The sequence below is a fragment of the Gimesia chilikensis genome (assembly GCF_008329715.1).
In the GTDB taxonomy this organism is placed as follows: Bacteria; Planctomycetota; Planctomycetia; order Planctomycetales; family Planctomycetaceae; genus Gimesia; species Gimesia chilikensis.
In genome coordinates, this window is the sequence record NZ_VTSR01000008.1 from 102,685 (window position 1) to 121,152 (window position 18,468).

Below are 18,468 nucleotides of genomic sequence, written 5' to 3' on the forward strand. Positions count from 1 at the left end.
CGTCTTTCATTTCGCTTGCTGAGATTATAGACTTCAGCCAGTCTCCTGACACTGAACAACCGACAGTCTGACGATGCTTTTCATCGACGAACAACACACTTCAAACCGAGCAGCAACCTTGAATAAACACGAACATGAATCCGCCCCCGAACGTCTGGGGGAATATCTGATCGGAAAAAAAATCGGGGCCGGCGGCATGGGTTCCGTCTACCTCGCAACGAACATCCACACCGATCAGCAGGTTGCCATAAAAATTCTCCCGAGTGCCCTGGCCCGTGAAGCCGGCTTCGTCGAACGCTTCCATCGTGAGATCGAAGCTCTCAAGAAAATGCACAACCCGTATGTTATCGAATTCTATGACAGCGGAGTCGAAAACGACATCTACTACTATGTGATGGAGTATGTCGAAGGAGAAACGCTCACCAACCGTCTCCGCCGCGACAAACGGCTCGACTGGAAAATCGTTGTCGATATTTCGATTCAGATCTGCTCTGCCCTCAAGGCATCCCACGACGCCGGTATCATTCACCGCGACTTGAAACCGTCCAACCTCATTCTCAAAGACGATAACACGGTCAAACTGGCCGACTTCGGCGTGGCACAGCTCTTCGCGACTGAAAAACTGACCGTCACCGGAGGCATCATAGGCACGGCAGAGTACATGTCCCCCGAACAGGCAGAGGGCAAACGGGTTACTCGCCAGAGCGACCTGTATTCACTCGGTGCCGTCATGTATGTCATGCTCACCGGCCGTCCCCCTTTCAGTGGCAAAACCATGCTGGCCATCATCCAGAAACAGAAGTACGGCCAATACGATCGACCCAGCCGCTATGTAGACGATTTGCCGGTCTGGCTGGAAGAGATCGTCTGCCAGCTCCTCGAAAAAGATCCACAAAAACGTTACCCCGATGCGTATGTGCTCTCGCGTCGTCTGCAGGAAGTGATCAACAAGTATGAGATGTCGACCTCGGAAGACACCTATGCACTTTCCGGCACCAGCGCAGATTCAGCGACTTCCACCCAGGCCCACTCTGACTTCTCCGATCAGGGAGCCGGCTCAGGCACCCTGATGCAGGGACTGATGCGGGCACAGCTCGAGGCTGAGAGTACCGGCTCCCGGCTGGGACAACTGTTTGACAACACCTGGTTTCTGCTCGGTCTGCTCGCCCTGGTCATCGCCGGAGGCTACTTCTGGTTCCAGGAACGCGAACTGTCCCGCGAGGAAATGTTGCAGCACGCGAAACAGATCCTGCAGCAGCCGGAAGGCCCCGACTGGTATATCGCCCGCGATAAATACCTGCTCCCCCTGCTGGAGAATCCTTCTAATGAAGACGAGAGCATCATCAAGGAGCAGCTGAGTCGCATTCAATCTTATGAGCTCCGCTCGAAAGCCGGAATGACTGCCAAGCGCAAATCACGCTCTGGCCTGCAGACCGAACCGCAGCGGTTCATAGCCCTGGCCCAGAATTACCTGGAATCAGGAAACCTGATGCAGGCCGAGATTGTTCTGTCCGCACTGATTGAATTGCTCCCGGAAGAACCGGAACAGAAGGAGATGCGGGATCTGGCCATCCAGATGCGCAACGATCTCCGGCAGGACCCTAACCGTACCGCTCAACGTTATATTATGCTCACGCAATCGATGTCTAAGGCAGACGCTCTGCTGAAAGAACAGAAATACGCTGAAGCTGCTGCTGTCTGGCGTGCGATCATCGTCCTCTATGGACAGGACCCGGCTGCCAGTGTCTTCGTTGAAAATGCGCGCAAACATCTGGATCAACTGCCCGATAACATGTCGGCAGAAACCCCAACCCCTGAACCTGAGAAAGCCAGTACCGAGAATGAATGACTCGATCAATCTGAAAGATTATATTCGTGAGATCCCCGACTTCCCCAAACCGGGCATCCTGTTTCGGGATATCACACCTCTGCTGGCCGAGCCGAAGGCATTCCAGGCTGTCGTAGATCGTCTGGCAGACTATTACCGCGACAAACAGATTACTGCCATCCTGGCTGCTGAAGCACGTGGCTTCATCTTTGCAGCCCCCCTGGCCCTGGCCCTCGGTGCCCGCTTCATTCCGATTCGTAAGCCCGGCAAGCTCCCCTTTGAAACCAGAGCCTTTCATTACGAACTGGAATACGGCTCTGACTCGCTCGAGATGCACACCGACTCCATCCATTCAGATGATCGCGTCGTGATTGTAGACGACCTGCTCGCAACCGGTGGTACGATTTCCGCCTGTATCGAACTGGCCCGCCACTCCAACGCGGAAATTGTGGGCTGTGCCTTTCTGATCGAACTGGCATTCCTCAATGGCCGCGAGAAGATGAATGGCTGCGACGTTTTCTCGCTGATTCATTACGAAGCCGAATAAGCTCAGTTGAGCTATGGAACCCAAAGCGTCGAGGATTCCCGTTTCCCGGTTTCCTCTGAAATCCGTCGCGCCTTGATCCGTACGTAAGGCGCGACGAAACGTCCCCGGTAGCGAAAATGACCTACCGGTGCACTGGGGTCAGCCCGTAGCGGTTCTCGTAAATCTTCGATCACAAACCCGGTGCGGCACAAGCCCCCCACCAGTTGATCCCAGCGATGCAGGTACTCTGTGGCCCCGTCTTCGCGGTAGGCCCGGTCTTCGACTTTGGGCAATGCGCCCTGCTGATAGTATTCCAGGCCGATTACATACCGGTTCTGCTGATCCCGATGCGTAATCTGCAGACTGGTGGGCGTCTTATGCTGACTGATATACAGTCCACCGGGCCGCAGCACACGTGCAATTTCGCGGTACACCGCTTCAATATCGGGCACATAGCAGGTACTCACCGGCTGATGCACAATATCGAACTCAGCCTCGTGCAGCATCGACAGATCATCCATCGACGTTTCCACAATCTTGACCTGCAACCCACGACGGCGCGCTTCCTGTTCGTCCAGTTGCAGCATCTTGTTACTCAGGTCAACAACGGTGACCCGGGCTCCTGCTGCAGCATAGAGAATCGACTGCCAGCCTCCCCCCGATGCCAGGCAGAGTACCGACTTCCCTTCGACCGAAGCAGGCAGCCAGCCGCGCGAGTCCAGCGTCTGCAACGGATTGCGGCACTCTTCATCGGTTGCCAGCTTCGTAAACTGGCTGCGGTTTTCTGCCAACCGGTTCCAGGCGGCTCGGTTCTGAGGCAGGTGAGACATAGACTGTTCTCTTCAAACAGGGAATCAGGATTCCTGAGGCTGCGGTTTGTTCTGAGCGTCCAGCAGTGCCCCCGCGAAGGTCACCAGATCCCCCTTGCCTCGCGCAACTTTCTGCAGGACATCCAGGTGATTTGTCTGGCGGCACAGACTTGTGAAAGAGAACGTATTCGGGTCTTCAAACTGGCTGAGATAAGTTTCTGCCAGCTCAATCGCCCGCTCATTCATTTTCAGACGCGTCAACAGATCAATGAGCACATAGGCAATCATCTGCTTGTCATCTTCATCCGGTTCCATTTCGAGCTTCTTCTCGAAATAACCAATGGCCAGGTTCCGGTCGTTTTCCTCTCCCACCAGTGCCTTGAAGAAATGCAGGTGAGCCGGATAAAAATCTTCAAACGGCGATTCACCCGGATACTGAAACTGCTGATCCAGTCGCGAACCGTATTCACACAGTTCGATCACCTTCTCCAGATGCGGATCGTCTTCCGGCAGGAGCCGTGCAAACCGGACCACGGAATTCAGGTGGGAAACGTCAATATGGTAACTGCCCCCCTCAAACATCCAGTCCCGACCGGCCATTAACTCGCGCAGATTATCAGCAGGTGGCGCAATCGGCATCTTCTGCTGCACATGATACTGCAATGATTGGACGAGATCGGTATAGAGCTGATCGACCAGCAGCTGCGCAATTTTTTTCCGGCTCTCTGGCTTGAGCTGGGCATTCATCTGGTCGAATACCGTAATCGTATTGCAGATCCCGTTCGACTGCAGCATGATTTCAAATCCTTTCTCCGGATTGGCTCCTTCATACGCACAAACCTGAATCAGTCCTTCAACCTTATCTTCGGGCACGGTTCGGGGGTTGATCTTGCTGAGTGCCTCTGCTACCCGTTCCGGTTCCTGAATAGTCTGGAAATAAAGCCAGGCATCGGAATACATTTTTTCGTCCAGGAACAGGTTGCCCACCTTCCGAGCTGCTTCGATGTAGGCTTCTTCGAACTCTCTCTTCCGTTCATCAGGCACATTGTCGAAGGTCGTCGGCTGCAGGACTTCCAGCCCCATCGCGTATTTCTGTTGCATCAGTAATGCATCAAACAGACGATGATAGTTTTTCTGAGCGGTCAATGTTTCTATCAGCCGCTCCAGGACGGATTCCGGAGATTGTTGCTGTGACTCTTCCAGTGCGGCAAAAACATCTTCTGACATGATTCCTCGCTTGATCCTGATCGCTTCAGTTTCACTGATCTACGCCGAAAACGGCACGATAAGCTATCCATTGTAAGAGTTCCCAGCCCGTCTGAGTACCCTGTCGATCCAGAAAGCATGGATTCAGGCCATTTCAGAGGCCCATTATTCCACGAAGAGTAGCGGCGTCAGATCTCCATCAGAATCGAAACGTCCGATCACTGATTCGTAACTGGTATGATGTCCCAGTACGGCCCGGGCCACCTCACCCTTCTTCAGGCTGCGATAGACCAGCAGCTGATGTTTGCCGATCCGCAACCGATGACCGGACGCCACATCGCGGGGAGAAATCTTTCCCGCTTCACTGATCGTCAGACTCTGCCAGTCAGCTGGCTTACGTTTCAGATCCGGTTCCCAGTCGATAACGAGAGGGACATACAGGGCTGTCGATTCCGCTGCTACCTGATGCAGTTCAATCTGTCCCCGCTCATTCAGACTCAGGCTACCCGGGTAGAAGAAATCCCGATCCTGAGGTAGCCCCAGCGGAAAGACGCGCGCCGCGAGTCCTTTGGTTTTCAGCGAAAGTTCATGCGTCTCTTCATCCACAGAATCAGTGAAACCAGAGGCCACGGGCAACAGGGAACGGTATTCCAACCGTGCCGCTTCGCTACCATTCACGATGTCTGACAGAAAGACAAAATGCTGATTGCGAGGCAACAGAATCTGACGATCCAGTGTATAACCGCCTTCCAGATCCATTTGCAGCTCAAGGTAATCAGCGTCTTCATCTGAATTCCAGCAGACAGCGCTCCATTCACCATCCCCACTGATCTCAGTACCATCGACCGTCAGAGAGAACTCCCAGCGTCCTTCCAGCAACTGTTTACCCAGTGCGGTAAGACTGACTGCCGGCAGATCACCATTCCAGGTCACCATCAGCAGATTTGATGAGTCAGACCAGTAATTTCGCATCACAGCCAGCGCGGACCAGTCTGACTGATTCGCAGCATAATCCTCTGTTTGGATAAAGAACTGCGACCGTTTTTTCTTCCCCGAATTCAATGCCTTCAGATACATCCGCTCGGCACTCCGACTCGACAGACCGGAAAAATAAGCGGCCAGACTCAGTAATTCGGCATGACCAATTTCATGGATCGGACACAACGCCAGTTTCCCGGAGGCGTTACTGGTTGCCACCAGCACCTGGAGCGTGAGCTGAAACCGTTCCAGCGCTTCCTTGTCCCAGAGTCGTTTTTTCCAGACCTGACCAATAAACAGCGAACGTGTCATCGTCGCCAGCCAGAAATCGATCCGTGAAAGCATATCCGCATGGGGAGTGCCATCGGTATCCGTCCGCTCGAAGAAACCGTCCCGCAGATTCTGCTGGCCCAGCTGCCTCAGGTTCTTAGCGCCTGCGACTCCTGCAAACAGAAAGCTGGCCCGCCAGGGGACTTCACCGGAAACAAGCAGGATCTGGTCATCCGGAGTTTCGGAGAAATCTGTCTCTTCCAGTTTGAAACAATGTGCCACTGCTGCACACAGGCAGGCGCGCCATGCACTGATCAGAGTCGCTGGTGCCAGGCGATAGCCGACATTCTCCAGCAGTTCCATCAGGAGTAATAATTCGAACGGCTGCATCGGCTCCGAAAGCGTTACCTGCTCCAGCCAGCCAAACAGCAGACGACTGATTTCATCCCAGCTCAGACCGGGAGTTTTTTTCTTTTTACTCGAAGGAGATGCCTTTTTGCTCTTGGCGGGCGCCGTGCTGGCGGATTCCACCAGATGAATCAGGTCTGCAGTGCGGCCGGTGTCTTCAACCTTCTCGGCGGACCAGAGCACAGACCACATCATCTCAGAGCTGTGTCTGGTCTGCTTTTTCTGTTTGGCAATCGCTTTTAATCCAGCCGCTAAACCCTGCCCGAACCGTTCCAGGTCGCCAGCTTGAGCCCCTTTCATCAGGTCGCCGCGTGGTTTCGATGCCCAGCCAACTGCGGGCAGAAACTCTTCATCAGAGAGTGACCAGTATTGCTGGGGTACAGCCTGACCAAATTCAATCGACATGATTTCTTCCATTCTTCAGTTCCCCAACAAAGACCGTTGTGCCAACCATAGGCAAAACAGAGCCGCCTGCCCGGCTTAATTTCGAATCACTTCGCAAAGACGAAACAACTGAAAAGTAGTGCTATGCGCGACCTGCGTTAAGATAGACATTATAGGGTAACGTGATTTCAGTTGAAATCAATTGATCCACTGCCCATTCAGCATGACCCGGGCCACATAAGAACGGGAATCTAACAAAAGATCAGTATCCGTTCCCCCGTCAAAATCGTCGGGTAGTTGGATCAGGGCCAGATCTGCGGCTTTTCCTGCCTCCAGCGAACCAGTATTGTCGGAATACCCCAAAGCACGCGCTCCGGCGAGTGTACCGCACTCCAGAATGAGTGCCGTCGCCACCTGGGGATACCTTTCACGCAGGAACTGCAGTTCGCTCCAGAGACTCAAATCCGGGTTCGAAGCCCGACTGTCCGTCCCCAGCGCGACATTGATTCCCTGCTCAATCATTGACAGCCAAGGATGCTCCGAATGCCCGAAATAGTGATGCGTGCGGGGGCAATAGACCACTGAAATCGACGGTGCTCCCCTCAGAAATTCACACTCGGTCGGGTTGAAATAATTACCGTGCACTGCCAGAGCAGCCGGTAATTCCGCCAGTGGCGCCAGGTAATCGGTCATCCGCATCCCGTCTTTCAAAATCTCGGGATCCCACAGCCCCAGCTCACTCAGCAGGTCGACAAATGCCCCTGATTTCCGTTCCAGCAGATCATATTCCGCCGCCGTCTCCCCCAGATGAACCGCAGCCGGCACTCCCTGATCCCGGGCCCGCTGTACCAGATTCAGATATAAATCGGGATGAACGCTATACGGAGCATGCGGACTCAAGCCCGGGCATAACCGCTCGACTGCCGCTGGCGCAAGGGGTTCCGCCAGAAACTCAGCAGCGACCTGCTCCTGCCCCTCCTTCCGATCGGGGGTAAGCCCGAGGCATTCTCGAAATACAACTGCCCGGGGAACCTGGGATTCCGTGTTAAACAATCGCAGACTCTCGACGCTTGTCGCAATTTCACCCACCAGAGTTGTTCCCGACGACAGACACTCTGTAATACCCAGCTGAATCCGTTCCGTGACCGGCTGCTCGGTCTCAAATCGGGACTTCATAATCGCCCGAATCCAGTCGGTGAACGGGGAAGCCGGTTCCAGAGGGGCACGCAGTTGACTGAATTCGAGATGCGTGTGGGCATTTACCAGGCCCGGGATCAGAGCCACATTGCCCAGATCGATCGCGCGGGGATGCGTATCTGCATAGACGGCCGCAATGCGGGTCCCTTCAATTTCGACAGTAGCATCTGGCAACGGTGGTCCCGCAACGGGAAACACCCAACGTGCTTGATAGATCTGACGTTCCAAGAGTCTATGGTTTTCAAAACAAGAGTCAACGGAGGATAACAGGGACGTCGCCCATTATATCAGCCCGACACTTATTTGGTATCCGTCAGTCGGCGGTTGAAGGTCGAAGACGTCAGAGAATCCGTGGAAGAGATATTCGGATCGACGGCCGGGCGCGACTGCAGAATCGTCCACCGCAGCAGCAGAAATGCGACCACAGCACACAGGACCAGCAGCGGCCAGGAATACCTTAACCCCTCAGGCTGCATACTGACAAAATACTGCAGACCGTGTGTCGGTTCCCATTTTTCCGGGATCCGTTCGCGAAAGACCGACAGCGAATTATAAATCATATGGAACGCGATCCCGGGAAACAGACTGCGGCTGTGAACCGCGACCAGCCCCAGAGCCAGCCCCATGAGGGTCGCATTAAATACCTGTTGTGGAATCTGATGCATGACACCGAACGTCACACTCGAGAGAATCACAGCCAGCCAGACGCGGCCCCGGCGGCCAAACCCGCTCAGCATAAATCCACGGAATGCGATTTCCTCACAGATCCCCGGTGCGATTGCAAATGCCAACAGAATAAACCACAAAGACTGATTGGGATCAGACATTTCCTTGATAATCGCCGCCGCCCCGGGTGGCAATTTCGGAAAGAACCACTGCAGACTTGCAGATAACTCCAGCGACAACGGATGCAGCATGAAGGGCAGCAGAAGCCCTACACCCCAGAAACCCCAGCTGGGTAAAAAGAGACGAAACGTCTTCCGCACGCTGGTCGTCAGCATGATCCCCATGATCAACGCTGGTGTCGCAATGATCGCCAGCTGCTGGATCATCAGCAACTGCATGCTCCGTACTGCCCGCATCGATTCAGGCGCGGTCAGAATCGCATCCCGCATCGTATTCATCACGGCAAACTGCAGTAACATGATGATCACGAAACAGAAGCCTGCCTCCGCAAAACTGGGCAACGCGTCTTTGGTTCGCATCAGATGCTTCAGCCACAAACCGACTTCAAACCGCTCTGCTTCCCGGAAGAGCACGTCTTCCCGCTGGAACTGATCGATGGCCCACCAGAGTGCCAGCAGACTGTAACCGATACTCGATACCAGCACCGGAATCGCATACACATATAAGGTACCCGCATTCACCGCAGACAGCAGCATTCCTTTCAACAGCAAAGCCACCCCGACGATCGGCATCATACTGTAAAAAGCATTGATCTCCACGGCCGGAGAAAGACAGAACACCGTCAGCCCCAGCGTCACCATCAACAGCGGCGTTAAATAATACTGTCCCTCTTTACTGCTGCGGGCAAAAGTCGCCAGTGACAGACACAGGGCACTGAATAACGCCGACAGCGGAATCAGCAGAATCACAATCCAGAATAGTGCAGAAGCAGAAGGAAACGATAGATCACCAATCTTCGATAACGCGCCACTGCCTGCCACATTCACCATATGCTTGCCGGTGAAACCCATACTCGCCAGGTTCAACAGTGCCGTCGAAACACTGAAGATCATCACCGTCAGGAATTTACCCAGCACGATCTCTGTGCGGCGTGCGGGTGAAATCAGCAGCGTCTCCATCGTACCCCGCTCTTTTTCACCGGCCCCCAGGTCGATCGCCGGATAAAAAGCACCGGTCGCTGCCATGATGATCAGTAGCGCCGGAAACAGCTTGCTCCACAGGTTCGCGGCCAGCTGGTCATCCTGTGCCAGGTCGATCACATCCGGATTGATCGGATTCGGCAGATTTTCCGGTAACCGGGCACGGCTCAATCGGTCTCGCAGAATCGCATTCTCCCAGGCATCCAGCGCTTCCTGAACACGGGTGAATGCCAGCCGCGATTTTTCATCCGCAGTATTTTCCAGTACCAGTGGACGCAGGGAGACGGCCGGATCAAAATCGATCGGCTCATGTCGGGCCAGTTTCTGACTGACCAGTTCCAGCTCTTTGGAGAGATTCGGGGGAAACAGAATCAAAACTTGAATCTGACTCTCAGCAAACTGCTTACTCAGACGTGCATTGCTCTGGGTAATCTGTTCAGCCAGCTCGATCTTCTCAGTACCCAGTTTTTTCTGTTCTTGAACCAGTTGCTGCTTTTCTTCTGACTGAGTGTCATCCTCAGTCAGTTCTTTTTGCTCCTGCTTCGGGTGTTGATCTAACTTCTTCTGTATTTGACTCAGTCGAACCTGCAACTGATCCCAGGCATCCAGCAGTTGCTGATGCAGTTTCAGATCCACTTCCAGTTTATGGGCCTGCTCCAGCAGTTTTTCCCGCTCTTCGCTATCAATGTCAGACAGGTCATCCCCGGCAACCTGTGCATCGGTAATCACCCGCAATTTGTCCGCGTCTGCGGGATTCATAAACCAGTTAGAGACAAATCGATCCCCTTCCAGCAATTGTGGATGTTGAGGCAAATCTTTCGCCCCGAGCAGCACAACATTCCGCGGCTGCTCCGAAAACATCACAGTCATCTGCACCATCCCGATACCCATCGCCGGATAGAGCAGCAGTGGGAGAATGGCGACCATAAACAACGTCCGCCGGTCGCGGAGCTGGTCGCGCAATTCACGCATCAAAATGAGCTTGATATTCTTCCACTGTATCATTGGTCTGTCTGCGCCTTCATCGCCAACTCATCTTCATGCTTCTGAATGAGATGGAAAAAAAGTTCTTCCATGTCCGATTCGTGATATTGTTCCTCGAGCTCCGGAATACTGCCGATCGCCAGGATGGTACCTTTATAAATCACCGCCACCCGGTCGCAGAGCTTTTCCACTTCTCGCATGATGTGTGTCGAAAAGATGATGCACTTACCTTCTTCGCGCAAAGCTTCCACCGTCTTCAGAACCGCTCGTGCTACCAGCACATCCAGGCCGGAGGTCGGCTCGTCAAAGATTAACACCGGCGGATCGTGCACGATCGTTCGGGCAATAGAAACTTTCTGCTTCATCCCCGTGGACATCTTCGAACCCAGCATGTCCCGGATATCCTGCATCTGCAGTGTGGTGAAGATCCACTCCAGCCGCTCCTGCAGGGGACCTTCCTCAATGCCATACAGTCGCCCGAAGTATTCGACCATCTCCCAGGCCGTCATCCGGTCATAGATTCCCGTATTGCCCGACATGAAGCCGATATGGGAACGGACTTCCTGAGGATGCGTTCGCACGTCATAACCGGCCACGGTCGCGGTTCCGGATGTGGGTTGCAGCACAGTGCTCAACAGTCGCAGACAGGTTGTCTTACCTGCACCGTTGGGTCCCAGCAGGCCGAAGATTTCTCCGGCTTGGACATCGAAGCTCACTGAATCGAGTGCGACAATGCTGCCACGTCGCAAATCATCGAAACTTTTACTCAGTTGCTCGATGTGAATCATATTCGTCCATTATTCCTGCTGCCCGATACACCTGTCGACCTTCAACAGGAAATCGACAGACCGAAGAGGCTTACCGATATTTTATTAATATAAGCAAGCATAACCTATCATGGCGAATCGGCTGCAGTGAGCTGTTTCTCTGACCGATTTTCTCTCAGTTCAGCACGGGCAGAGGAACGCGACCTGAACCCCTTGCAGGACCATTAGAATCAGGATCATCGATATATTCATAAAAGACATTCCGCTGCCGGGGAATGTATCCCGATTCCGTGATACAGCGACGAATTGTCTCAACTGTCAGATGATGAGTCGTTCCCGCCTGAGAGACCACATTCTCTTCAATCATCAGGCTGCCCATATCATTGGCACCAAAGAAGAGTGCCATCTGCCCCGTCTTTTCTCCCTGGGTCACCCAGGAGGACTGGATATTTTTAAAGTTATCCAGGTACAGGCGACTCACGGCCTGGGTCTTCAGATATTCGAATGCTCCCGCGGGTGGCACGTAATCCATATCGGTATGATCAGGCTGCAGCGTCCAGCAGATGAATGCCGAAAAGCCGCCCGTCTCATCCTGCAGTTCACGCAGGCGATCCAGGTGCTCAATCCGCTCAGCCAGTGTTTCGATATGGCCGAACATCATTGTCGCACTGGAGATGCCCCCCAGTTCGTGCCACACCCGGTTCACTTCCAGCCATTCGTCGGTCAGTGCTTTCCCACGGGTAATTTCTTTGCGGACCCGGTCCACGAGAATCTCGCCTCCCCCACCGGGTAGACTTCCCAGGCCGGCATCTTTCAACCGCTGCAGCACTTCGCGGAGAGGCAGCTTGTTGACCTTGGTGAAGTGATGCAGTTCCGGCGGACTGAAGCCATGCACGTTTACCGTGGGATACCGTTCCCGTAGATCGCGGAGCAGATCTTCATACCACTCCAGCTTCAGAGTCGGGTGCAGACCTCCCTGCAGCAGGATCTGGTCTCCCCCCAGTTCGATGGTCTCTTCAATCTTCTGATACAGCTGCTCGGGTTTGAGCACATACACGTCCGGCGACTTGGGATTCCGATAAAACGCACAGAAGTCGCAAACCGCCGTACAGGAATTCGAATAGTTGATATTCCGGTCGATGTTGTAGGTCCGGTAAGGCTCGGGGTGCAGTCGCTTCGTGACTTCGTTGGCTGCCTTGCCCAGCGCAACCAGATCGTGAGACTCCATCAGCTTGAGTCCCTCTTCTCGGTTCAGACGTTCGCCGGCGACTGCTTTATCCAGCAGAGATGCAATTTCGGAAGACAAGAGGAACCCCCTCGGGAGCAAGTCCCGTTTTAATGGCTAATTCTTGAAACAGCTGCAATCCGCAACGCTCTGCAGATCCCAGATAAAAACTCAGATTATTCTTCAAATAGCTTTCTGCCACCGCCACGTCAATGCCCAGCTTAGGTGCTTCCCGTCGGGCAATCTCGTCCAGCATCGAAACACCCCTGTCGCGTGCCTGACATAACGCGGTCTCCAGCGATCCGGTATCCTGATCCCGACGGACGGCCCACATCGCGAAGACGAAGGGCAGCCCTGTCCAGCGCAACCACTCTTCGCCAAGATCCCAGGTCGCAGCGAACTTCGTACTTGGTGTATGAATCGCCCGATCGCCGATCAGCAGGATCGCATCTGCGGTTGTTGCTTCAATGGTCTGTTCGATCGGCAGCGGTTCCACTTCCGGAAACACGCCATACTGCTCCGCCAGCATGATTCTGACCAGCGTCGCACTCGTCCGCGAGCCCATGTCCAGTGCCAGCCGCTTGATTTTGCCCAGGGGCACGCGGCTATACATTTTCACACTGAGCACCGGCCCCTGAGTCGCCACACAGGCATTTGAAATCACTTCATAGTGGGGGCTGCGAATGACTTCAATCGAGGGAATGAGCCCCACATCAATTCGCCCCTCAGCCAGATCATCAGCCAGCAGGCTGGGATAATCTAACATCAGTTCAGCATTATCCGCGAGATCTTCCAGATCCTGAATCAGCGGTTTCGAATTGAGATAAGAGACCGCCCCCACACGAATCGGGGGGGGAACCACGTCTGACATTCTCGTTTGGCTTTCATTCCCGGTTGCATTTTGCAGCTTATTATAACCGGCCGTCTTCATCTCGCAATCAGCTCGCATTTATGGATCAACACGTCTGAAACGGGCACTGATGCACATTCCGATCGTTGGTGTTACAATTCAAAGTTACTTACGCTTACATTGATATCGTAGACGCAGATAGTAGTATTCTAGCAGTTTACGTCCTCTCTATCAGGGACTATCCGAAGGAAAATTTGAGGACAGCACGAAATAGCCTCAAATTACAGTCGAATTGACAGCTACAGACAGCAGAAAGCCCCCCAGAATGTCAGACAGTAGACAAATGAAAGTCGGTTTTATTGGTGCAGGACGCATGGCGACCGCCCTGGCAGGAGGCCTGATTTCCTCCGGTTTTACCTCTGCAGAAAACGTCTGTGCCAGCGACACTTACGAGTCAGCCCGGGAAAAATTTGCCCACGAAACCGGCGCAACCACACTTGAGGCCAATCTCACCGTCGCTGAACAGTCCGACATCGTGATCCTCGCTGTCAAACCGCAGCAGCTCCCCGACATTCTGCAGGAACTGAAAGGCACAATTACCGGGAAACAGCTGCTGGTCTCCATCGCCGCTGGTTCTCCACTCTCGCTCTTCCTCGAGACTCTCGGGGATTCCATTCGCGTGATCCGCGTCATGCCGAACACGCCCTGTCTGGTCAAACAGGGGGCCTCTGCATTCGCCCGGGGAGGCAAAGCGACAGAAGCCGATGCCAGTCTGGTCGACTCCCTGCTCTCCACCGTCGGCATCGCCGTCGAAGTCCCCGAGTCACAACTTGACGCCGTCACCGGACTGTCGGGTTCCGGTCCCGCTTACATTTATCAGATCATTGAAGCCCTCAGCGATGGCGCCGTGCGGATGGGACTCCCCCGCCACGTCGCTACTCAGCTCGCTGCACAGACGGTGAAAGGCGCCGCGGAGATGGTGCTCGAAACCGGCGAACATCCCGGTACCCTAAAAGACGCGGTCACCAGTCCGGGTGGTACCACGATCGCCGGCATCCACGCCCTTGAATCGGGAGGCCTGCGTAGTAGCCTCATGAACGCCGTCGCTGCGGCCACACTCCGTTCCATCGAATTAGGCAAAAAATCCTGACCAGAACCTTGCTGATATCTGGCCAGCAACCGGGGTTCGTGCTGCGCGTGCCGCTTCTTTAATTTTCCTAACGAACTTGTGTTCCCTGCCCGTTTTTCGCAGAATGAATCAATATTGATTTATCAGATCCCACCAGAATTCATCGGGAGTTCCAGCCATGAGGCACCACTCAGTCCGCACCCTACTCGTCTTCTGCAGCCTGCTTTCACTCAGTTTTTCGCTACTGCCAGCCGCTGAACCCGACCTGCAGAACTGGCTGAAACAACCGATCCTGGAAAAAGATCAGCCTTGGAAAGAGGTCCAGGCATTCATCGCTCCCAAAGTCCCCGGCATGCCTGAAGTCAGCACTGTCGCCGAATGGGAAAAGGTCAATGACCGCATTCGCAAAGAGGTTCTGGACAAAGTCGTTTATCGTGGTGAAGCCGCCAAATGGCGCGACACGAAACTGAACGTCGTCTGGGGCGAGACCATCCCCGGCGGTCCCGAATACAAAATCCGGAAACTTCGCTTCGAAGCCGTCCCCGGACTCTGGGTCCCCGCCCTGCTTTACATTCCCAATGATCTGACGGGCAAAGTTCCCGTCGTGATGAACGTCAACGGGCACGACCGCAATGATGGAAAAGCCGCCGACTATAAACAGGTCCGCTGTATCAATCAGGCCAAGCGGGGCATGCTGGCTCTTAACGTCGAATGGCTCGGCATGGGTCAGCTCAACTCTCCCGGCTTCACACACTACAAAATGAATCAGCTCGACCTGTGTGGCACCAGCGGGCTTGCTCCCTTTTATCTCGCCATGAAAAAAGGGCTTGATGTTCTACTCACGCATCCTAACGCTGACCCCCAGCGCGTCGCAGTCGCAGGCCTCTCTGGTGGTGGCTGGCAGACGATCTTCATCAGCGCCCTCGACGAACGGGTCACCCTCTCCAATCCGGTAGCGGGTTACTCCAGCTTCCTGACACGCGACTATCACACCAAAGACCTGGGTGATTCCGAACAGACACCCAACGACCTGGCGCTCTACGCCGACTACACGCACCTGACCGCGATGCGGGCTCCCCGTCCGACCTTGCTGACCAACAACTCGAAAGACAACTGTTGCTTCGAATCGGGATACGCCCAGCCCCCACTGCTCAAGGCTGCCTTCCCAATCTTCAAGCTCTACGACAAAGAAGAAAATCTGCAGAAGCACATCAACGACGATCCCGGCACGCACAACTTCCTAAAAGACAATCGCGAAGCCCTCTATCGCATGCTCTCAGCACACTTCTCCGAACCAGGCAAACCGCTGCCAGTCGAAGAAATCCCCTGTGACGAAGAACTGAAAACAGCAGAGGAACTGCAGGTCGAACTCCCTGCTGACAATGCTGACTTCCACACTCTGGCCCTCAAACTTAGTCAGGATCTGCCTCGCCTCGCGAAAAAGACCACACCTGAAAAACAACGGGCAGCACTCAAAAAACTCATCTCCGCTCCAGAGTCAAAAGTCATCGGCACTAAGGTCGACCACAAGTCAGCAGGCGACACGAAAGTCACTTTCTGGAAACTGAAAGTCGATCAGGACTGGACCGTCCCAGCCGTGGAATTTTCACGTGGCTCTGCGAAATCCACCACAATCGTCGTCGCAGATGCAGGCCGTCAGAGTCTGGCAGCAACAGTTGAAACGTTGCTGGCACAAGGACAGAACGTGCTCGCCGTCGATCCCTTCTACTTCGGCGAATCGAAAATCAGTCAGCGTGACTTCCTGTATGGTCTGCTCGTCGCTGCCGTAGGAGAACGCCCTCTGGGCATTCAGGCCGGTCAGCTCGCAGCCATCGCCCGCTGGTTGAAAGCCGATCAGAAACAGTCCACCGTTCAGATCCAGGCCGTCGGCCCCCGCAGCAGCCTGTTCACACTCGTCGCCGCTGCGATCGAGCCCGCAGCCATCACAGGTGTCAGCCTGCAGGACTCCTACGGTTCCCTCAAGGAAGTCCTCGAACAGGATAAAGCTGTCAGCCAGGCGCCTGAACTCTTCTGCTTCGGTCTGCTCAAAGCGTTCGACATTAAAGAACTCACCGAGCTTGCAGGCCGGGACCGGGTCACGTTCCTTTCCCCCTCCGAACGGGTCAAACGTGAACTTTCCCAGGTAGAAATTCAAAAAGACGTGGAGTACCTGGGCGCAGGCCGCGAGGAAAAACTCGACCTCTACCTTCCCGATGCCCGCTTGCGGAAAGGCCCGTACCCCGCCGTCGTAATTATTCATGGTGGAGGCTGGCATGGCGGTGACAAAGGCGCCCGCCGCGAAATCAACATCGGCACCAATCTGGCTAAAGCTGGCTACGTCTGTGCCAGCATCAACTACCAGTTGGCAAAAAGACATTCTCGCTTTACCGATAATCTCAAGCAGGTCTGGCCCGGCCACCTGCAGGACTGTAAAACTGCCGTCCGCTTCCTGCGAAAGCATGCCGATAAGTACCAGATCGACGCCGACCACATCGGAGCGATCGGTGGTTCCGCCGGCGGACACCTGGTCGCGATGCTGGCTGTGACCGGCGACGATCCACAGCTCGAACCTGAAGCGCCCTATGCAGGCTTTTCATCCCGCATCCAGGCAGTGGTCCCCATGTACGGCGTACATGACCTGGTCGCCCTGGCAAAATCTCGTGACCTGCTGAGCTCCTTCTCGGAAGAAGAAAAGTCACTCAGCAAACAGGCCTCTGCCGTATCACATATTTCAGACGATGATCCTCCCTTCCTGATCCTGCACGGAACCCGCGATGCGCTGGTCCCGGTAGAACAGTCAGAGCTCCTGCAGGCTTCACTGAAAAAAGGTGGTATCTCCGCTGAGCTCATCATTATCGAAGGCGCTCCACACAGCTTTCACCTCCAACCCAAACAGCGCGACCTCCGGCCTGCGGTCATCGGCTTCTTTGATCAGCACCTCAAGCCACAGAAGTAATGCATTTCCGTGGAGTTGACATTCCCGGGGTACCTGCTATAAAATCACAAAAATGTAGCCTTGGCTACATTTAAGCTCTCCACACGTACTAAACCCTTACCGGAGAATACCTTATCATGAGAAAGCTCTTCGCTTTCGCCCTGGCACTGATCGGTCTGGTCGGCTGTCAGTCGCAGGATAATTCGACGCCCCGGGCTAAAAATGGGGAATCCGGAGCCAATATCCAGTACCCGATCCCTGTCGCAGCGACCGTGGGAATGGTCGCCGATCTTGTCAAAAATGTGGGACAGGAATATGTCGACGTGAAACAGATCATGGGTACCGGCGTCGACCCCCACATGCATAAAGCGAGTCGCGATGATGTGGTGGCGATCATGAACGCAGATGTTGTCTTCTATTCCGGTCTGATGCTCGAAGGCAAAATGACCGACACCCTGATTAAGGTCTCACGTAATAAACCGGTCTATGCGGTGACCGAACTGATCAACGAAAAAACGCTTCTGGAACCGGATGATTTTAACGGTCACTATGACCCCCATGTCTGGATGGACGTCTCCGCCTGGTCTCAATGTGTGGACGCCGTTAAAGACGCCCTCTCCCAATACGACCCGCAACACGGGGATGTCTATGAGAAGAATGCTGCTACCTATAAACAGAAACTGGAGCAACTGCACAAGTACGGCCTGGAAACATTGAAATCGATCCCGGAAGATAGCCGCACATTGATCACCTCTCACGATGCTTTCAATTATTTCGGCCGAGCTTATGGACTCGACGTTCAAGGCGTACAAGGCATCTCCACCGAATCAGAAGCCGGCCTGAAACGGATTAACGAGCTCGTTGATCTGCTGGTAAAGAAAAAGATCAAAGCGGTCTTCGTAGAAAGCAGTGTCTCAAAAAAGAATATTACCGCTCTAATTGAAGGAGCCCGCGCGCAAGGGCATCAGATCGAAATCGGAGGAGAACTGTTCTCAGATGCCATGGGAGAACCGGGAACATACGAAGGAACGTATCTCGGTATGCTCGACCACAACATCACCACCGTGGCCCGGGCGCTGGGAGGTACTGCCCCGGAAAAAGGTATGCAGGACAAACTTACCCCCTGAGAAACAAAGCTCAGTCTCT

General features: G+C 54.3%; 13 protein-coding genes. 5 read left to right on the plus strand and 8 right to left on the minus strand.

Translation table 11 applies throughout. The annotated features are described in order from the left end of the window. The first annotated feature begins 118 nt into the window (after positions 1-118). Together FYZ48_RS12655 and FYZ48_RS12660 are read left to right on the plus strand one after the other, a co-directional pair. The gene (locus tag FYZ48_RS12655; protein WP_187781999.1) at positions 119-1,849 is read left to right on the plus strand and encodes a serine/threonine protein kinase; all 1,731 of its coding nucleotides are present in this window, start codon (positions 119-121) and stop codon (positions 1,847-1,849) included. Further along, positions 1,842-2,375 (plus strand): adenine phosphoribosyltransferase, encoded by a 534-nt coding sequence (locus tag FYZ48_RS12660; RefSeq protein ID WP_149340900.1) that lies wholly within the window; start codon positions 1,842-1,844, stop codon positions 2,373-2,375. Before FYZ48_RS12655 ends, FYZ48_RS12660 begins: the two co-directional genes overlap by 8 nt. An 11-nt stretch (positions 2,376-2,386) precedes the next feature. Here the strand turns inward: FYZ48_RS12660 and FYZ48_RS12665 are convergent, their stop codons facing one another. The 8 genes from FYZ48_RS12665 to FYZ48_RS12700 form a co-directional block, all read right to left on the minus strand. After that, positions 2,387-3,184, minus strand: a complete 798-nt coding sequence (locus tag FYZ48_RS12665) for a class I SAM-dependent methyltransferase (RefSeq protein WP_145036237.1) — start codon at positions 3,182-3,184, stop codon at positions 2,387-2,389. Positions 3,185-3,208: 24 nt separating this feature from the next. Next, positions 3,209-4,390 carry a hypothetical protein gene (locus FYZ48_RS12670; protein ID WP_149340903.1) on the minus strand — a complete coding sequence of 394 codons (1,182 nt, stop codon included), beginning with the start codon at positions 4,388-4,390 and terminating at the stop codon, positions 3,209-3,211. A 144-nt stretch (positions 4,391-4,534) separates the two neighbouring features. Further along, on the minus strand, positions 4,535-6,430 hold the full coding sequence (locus FYZ48_RS12675; RefSeq protein ID WP_149340905.1) for a hypothetical protein: 1,896 nt from the start codon (positions 6,428-6,430) through the stop codon (positions 4,535-4,537). 177 nt (positions 6,431-6,607) lie between these two features. After that, a complete protein-coding gene (locus FYZ48_RS12680; RefSeq protein ID WP_187782000.1) occupies positions 6,608-7,780 on the minus strand; it encodes an amidohydrolase family protein in 1,173 nt (390 codons plus the stop codon). A gap of 125 nt (positions 7,781-7,905) precedes the next feature. Further along, entirely contained in the window at positions 7,906-10,437 is a 2,532-nt protein-coding gene (locus tag FYZ48_RS12685; protein ID WP_149340910.1) for an ABC transporter permease subunit/CPBP intramembrane protease, read from the minus strand. Then, positions 10,434-11,204, minus strand: a complete 771-nt coding sequence (locus FYZ48_RS12690; RefSeq protein WP_145180500.1) for an ATP-binding cassette domain-containing protein — start codon at positions 11,202-11,204, stop codon at positions 10,434-10,436. The genes FYZ48_RS12685 and FYZ48_RS12690 overlap by 4 nt, the downstream gene beginning before the upstream one ends. 154 nt (positions 11,205-11,358) lie before the next feature. Continuing rightward, positions 11,359-12,489, minus strand: a complete 1,131-nt coding sequence (mqnC, locus tag FYZ48_RS12695; RefSeq protein ID WP_145180498.1) for a cyclic dehypoxanthinyl futalosine synthase — start codon at positions 12,487-12,489, stop codon at positions 11,359-11,361. Next, positions 12,458-13,279 (minus strand): menaquinone biosynthetic enzyme MqnA/MqnD family protein, encoded by an 822-nt coding sequence (locus tag FYZ48_RS12700; RefSeq protein ID WP_232102114.1) that lies wholly within the window; start codon positions 13,277-13,279, stop codon positions 12,458-12,460. The genes mqnC and FYZ48_RS12700 overlap by 32 nt, the downstream gene beginning before the upstream one ends. 304 nt (positions 13,280-13,583) lie before the next feature. On the opposite strand from FYZ48_RS12700, the gene proC reads away from it, so the two are divergent. The 3 genes from proC to FYZ48_RS12715 all read left to right on the plus strand — a co-directional run bounded on the left by proC (position 13,584) and on the right by FYZ48_RS12715 (position 18,449). Further along, a complete protein-coding gene (gene proC, locus FYZ48_RS12705) occupies positions 13,584-14,408 on the plus strand; it encodes a pyrroline-5-carboxylate reductase (protein WP_149340913.1) in 825 nt (274 codons plus the stop codon). 157 nt (positions 14,409-14,565) lie between these two features. Then, positions 14,566-17,343 (plus strand): prolyl oligopeptidase family serine peptidase, encoded by a 2,778-nt coding sequence (locus FYZ48_RS12710; RefSeq protein WP_149340915.1) that lies wholly within the window; start codon positions 14,566-14,568, stop codon positions 17,341-17,343. A gap of 116 nt (positions 17,344-17,459) precedes the next feature. Continuing rightward, positions 17,460-18,449, plus strand: a complete 990-nt coding sequence (locus FYZ48_RS12715) for a metal ABC transporter solute-binding protein, Zn/Mn family (protein WP_149340917.1) — start codon at positions 17,460-17,462, stop codon at positions 18,447-18,449. Positions 18,450-18,468: the final 19 nt, after the last annotated feature.

Excerpts from the sequence above, each read along its gene's own strand:
- FYZ48_RS12660 (WP_149340900.1), top strand. The coding sequence starts at position 1,842 with ATGAATGACTCGATCAATCTGAAAGATTATATTCGTGAGATCCCCGAC.
- FYZ48_RS12665 (WP_145036237.1), bottom strand. The coding sequence starts at position 3,184 with ATGTCTCACCTGCCTCAGAACCGAGCCGCCTGGAACCGGTTGGCAGAA.
- FYZ48_RS12670 (WP_149340903.1), bottom strand. The coding sequence starts at position 4,390 with ATGTCAGAAGATGTTTTTGCCGCACTGGAAGAGTCACAGCAACAATCT.
- FYZ48_RS12675 (WP_149340905.1), bottom strand. The coding sequence starts at position 6,430 with ATGTCGATTGAATTTGGTCAGGCTGTACCCCAGCAATACTGGTCACTC.
- FYZ48_RS12685 (WP_149340910.1), bottom strand. The coding sequence starts at position 10,437 with ATGATACAGTGGAAGAATATCAAGCTCATTTTGATGCGTGAATTGCGC.
- FYZ48_RS12690 (WP_145180500.1), bottom strand. The coding sequence starts at position 11,204 with ATGATTCACATCGAGCAACTGAGTAAAAGTTTCGATGATTTGCGACGT.
- FYZ48_RS12700 (WP_232102114.1), bottom strand. The coding sequence starts at position 13,279 with ATGTCAGACGTGGTTCCCCCCCCGATTCGTGTGGGGGCGGTCTCTTAT.
- proC (WP_149340913.1), top strand. The coding sequence starts at position 13,584 with ATGTCAGACAGTAGACAAATGAAAGTCGGTTTTATTGGTGCAGGACGC.
- FYZ48_RS12710 (WP_149340915.1), top strand. The coding sequence starts at position 14,566 with ATGAGGCACCACTCAGTCCGCACCCTACTCGTCTTCTGCAGCCTGCTT.
- FYZ48_RS12715 (WP_149340917.1), top strand. The coding sequence starts at position 17,460 with ATGAGAAAGCTCTTCGCTTTCGCCCTGGCACTGATCGGTCTGGTCGGC.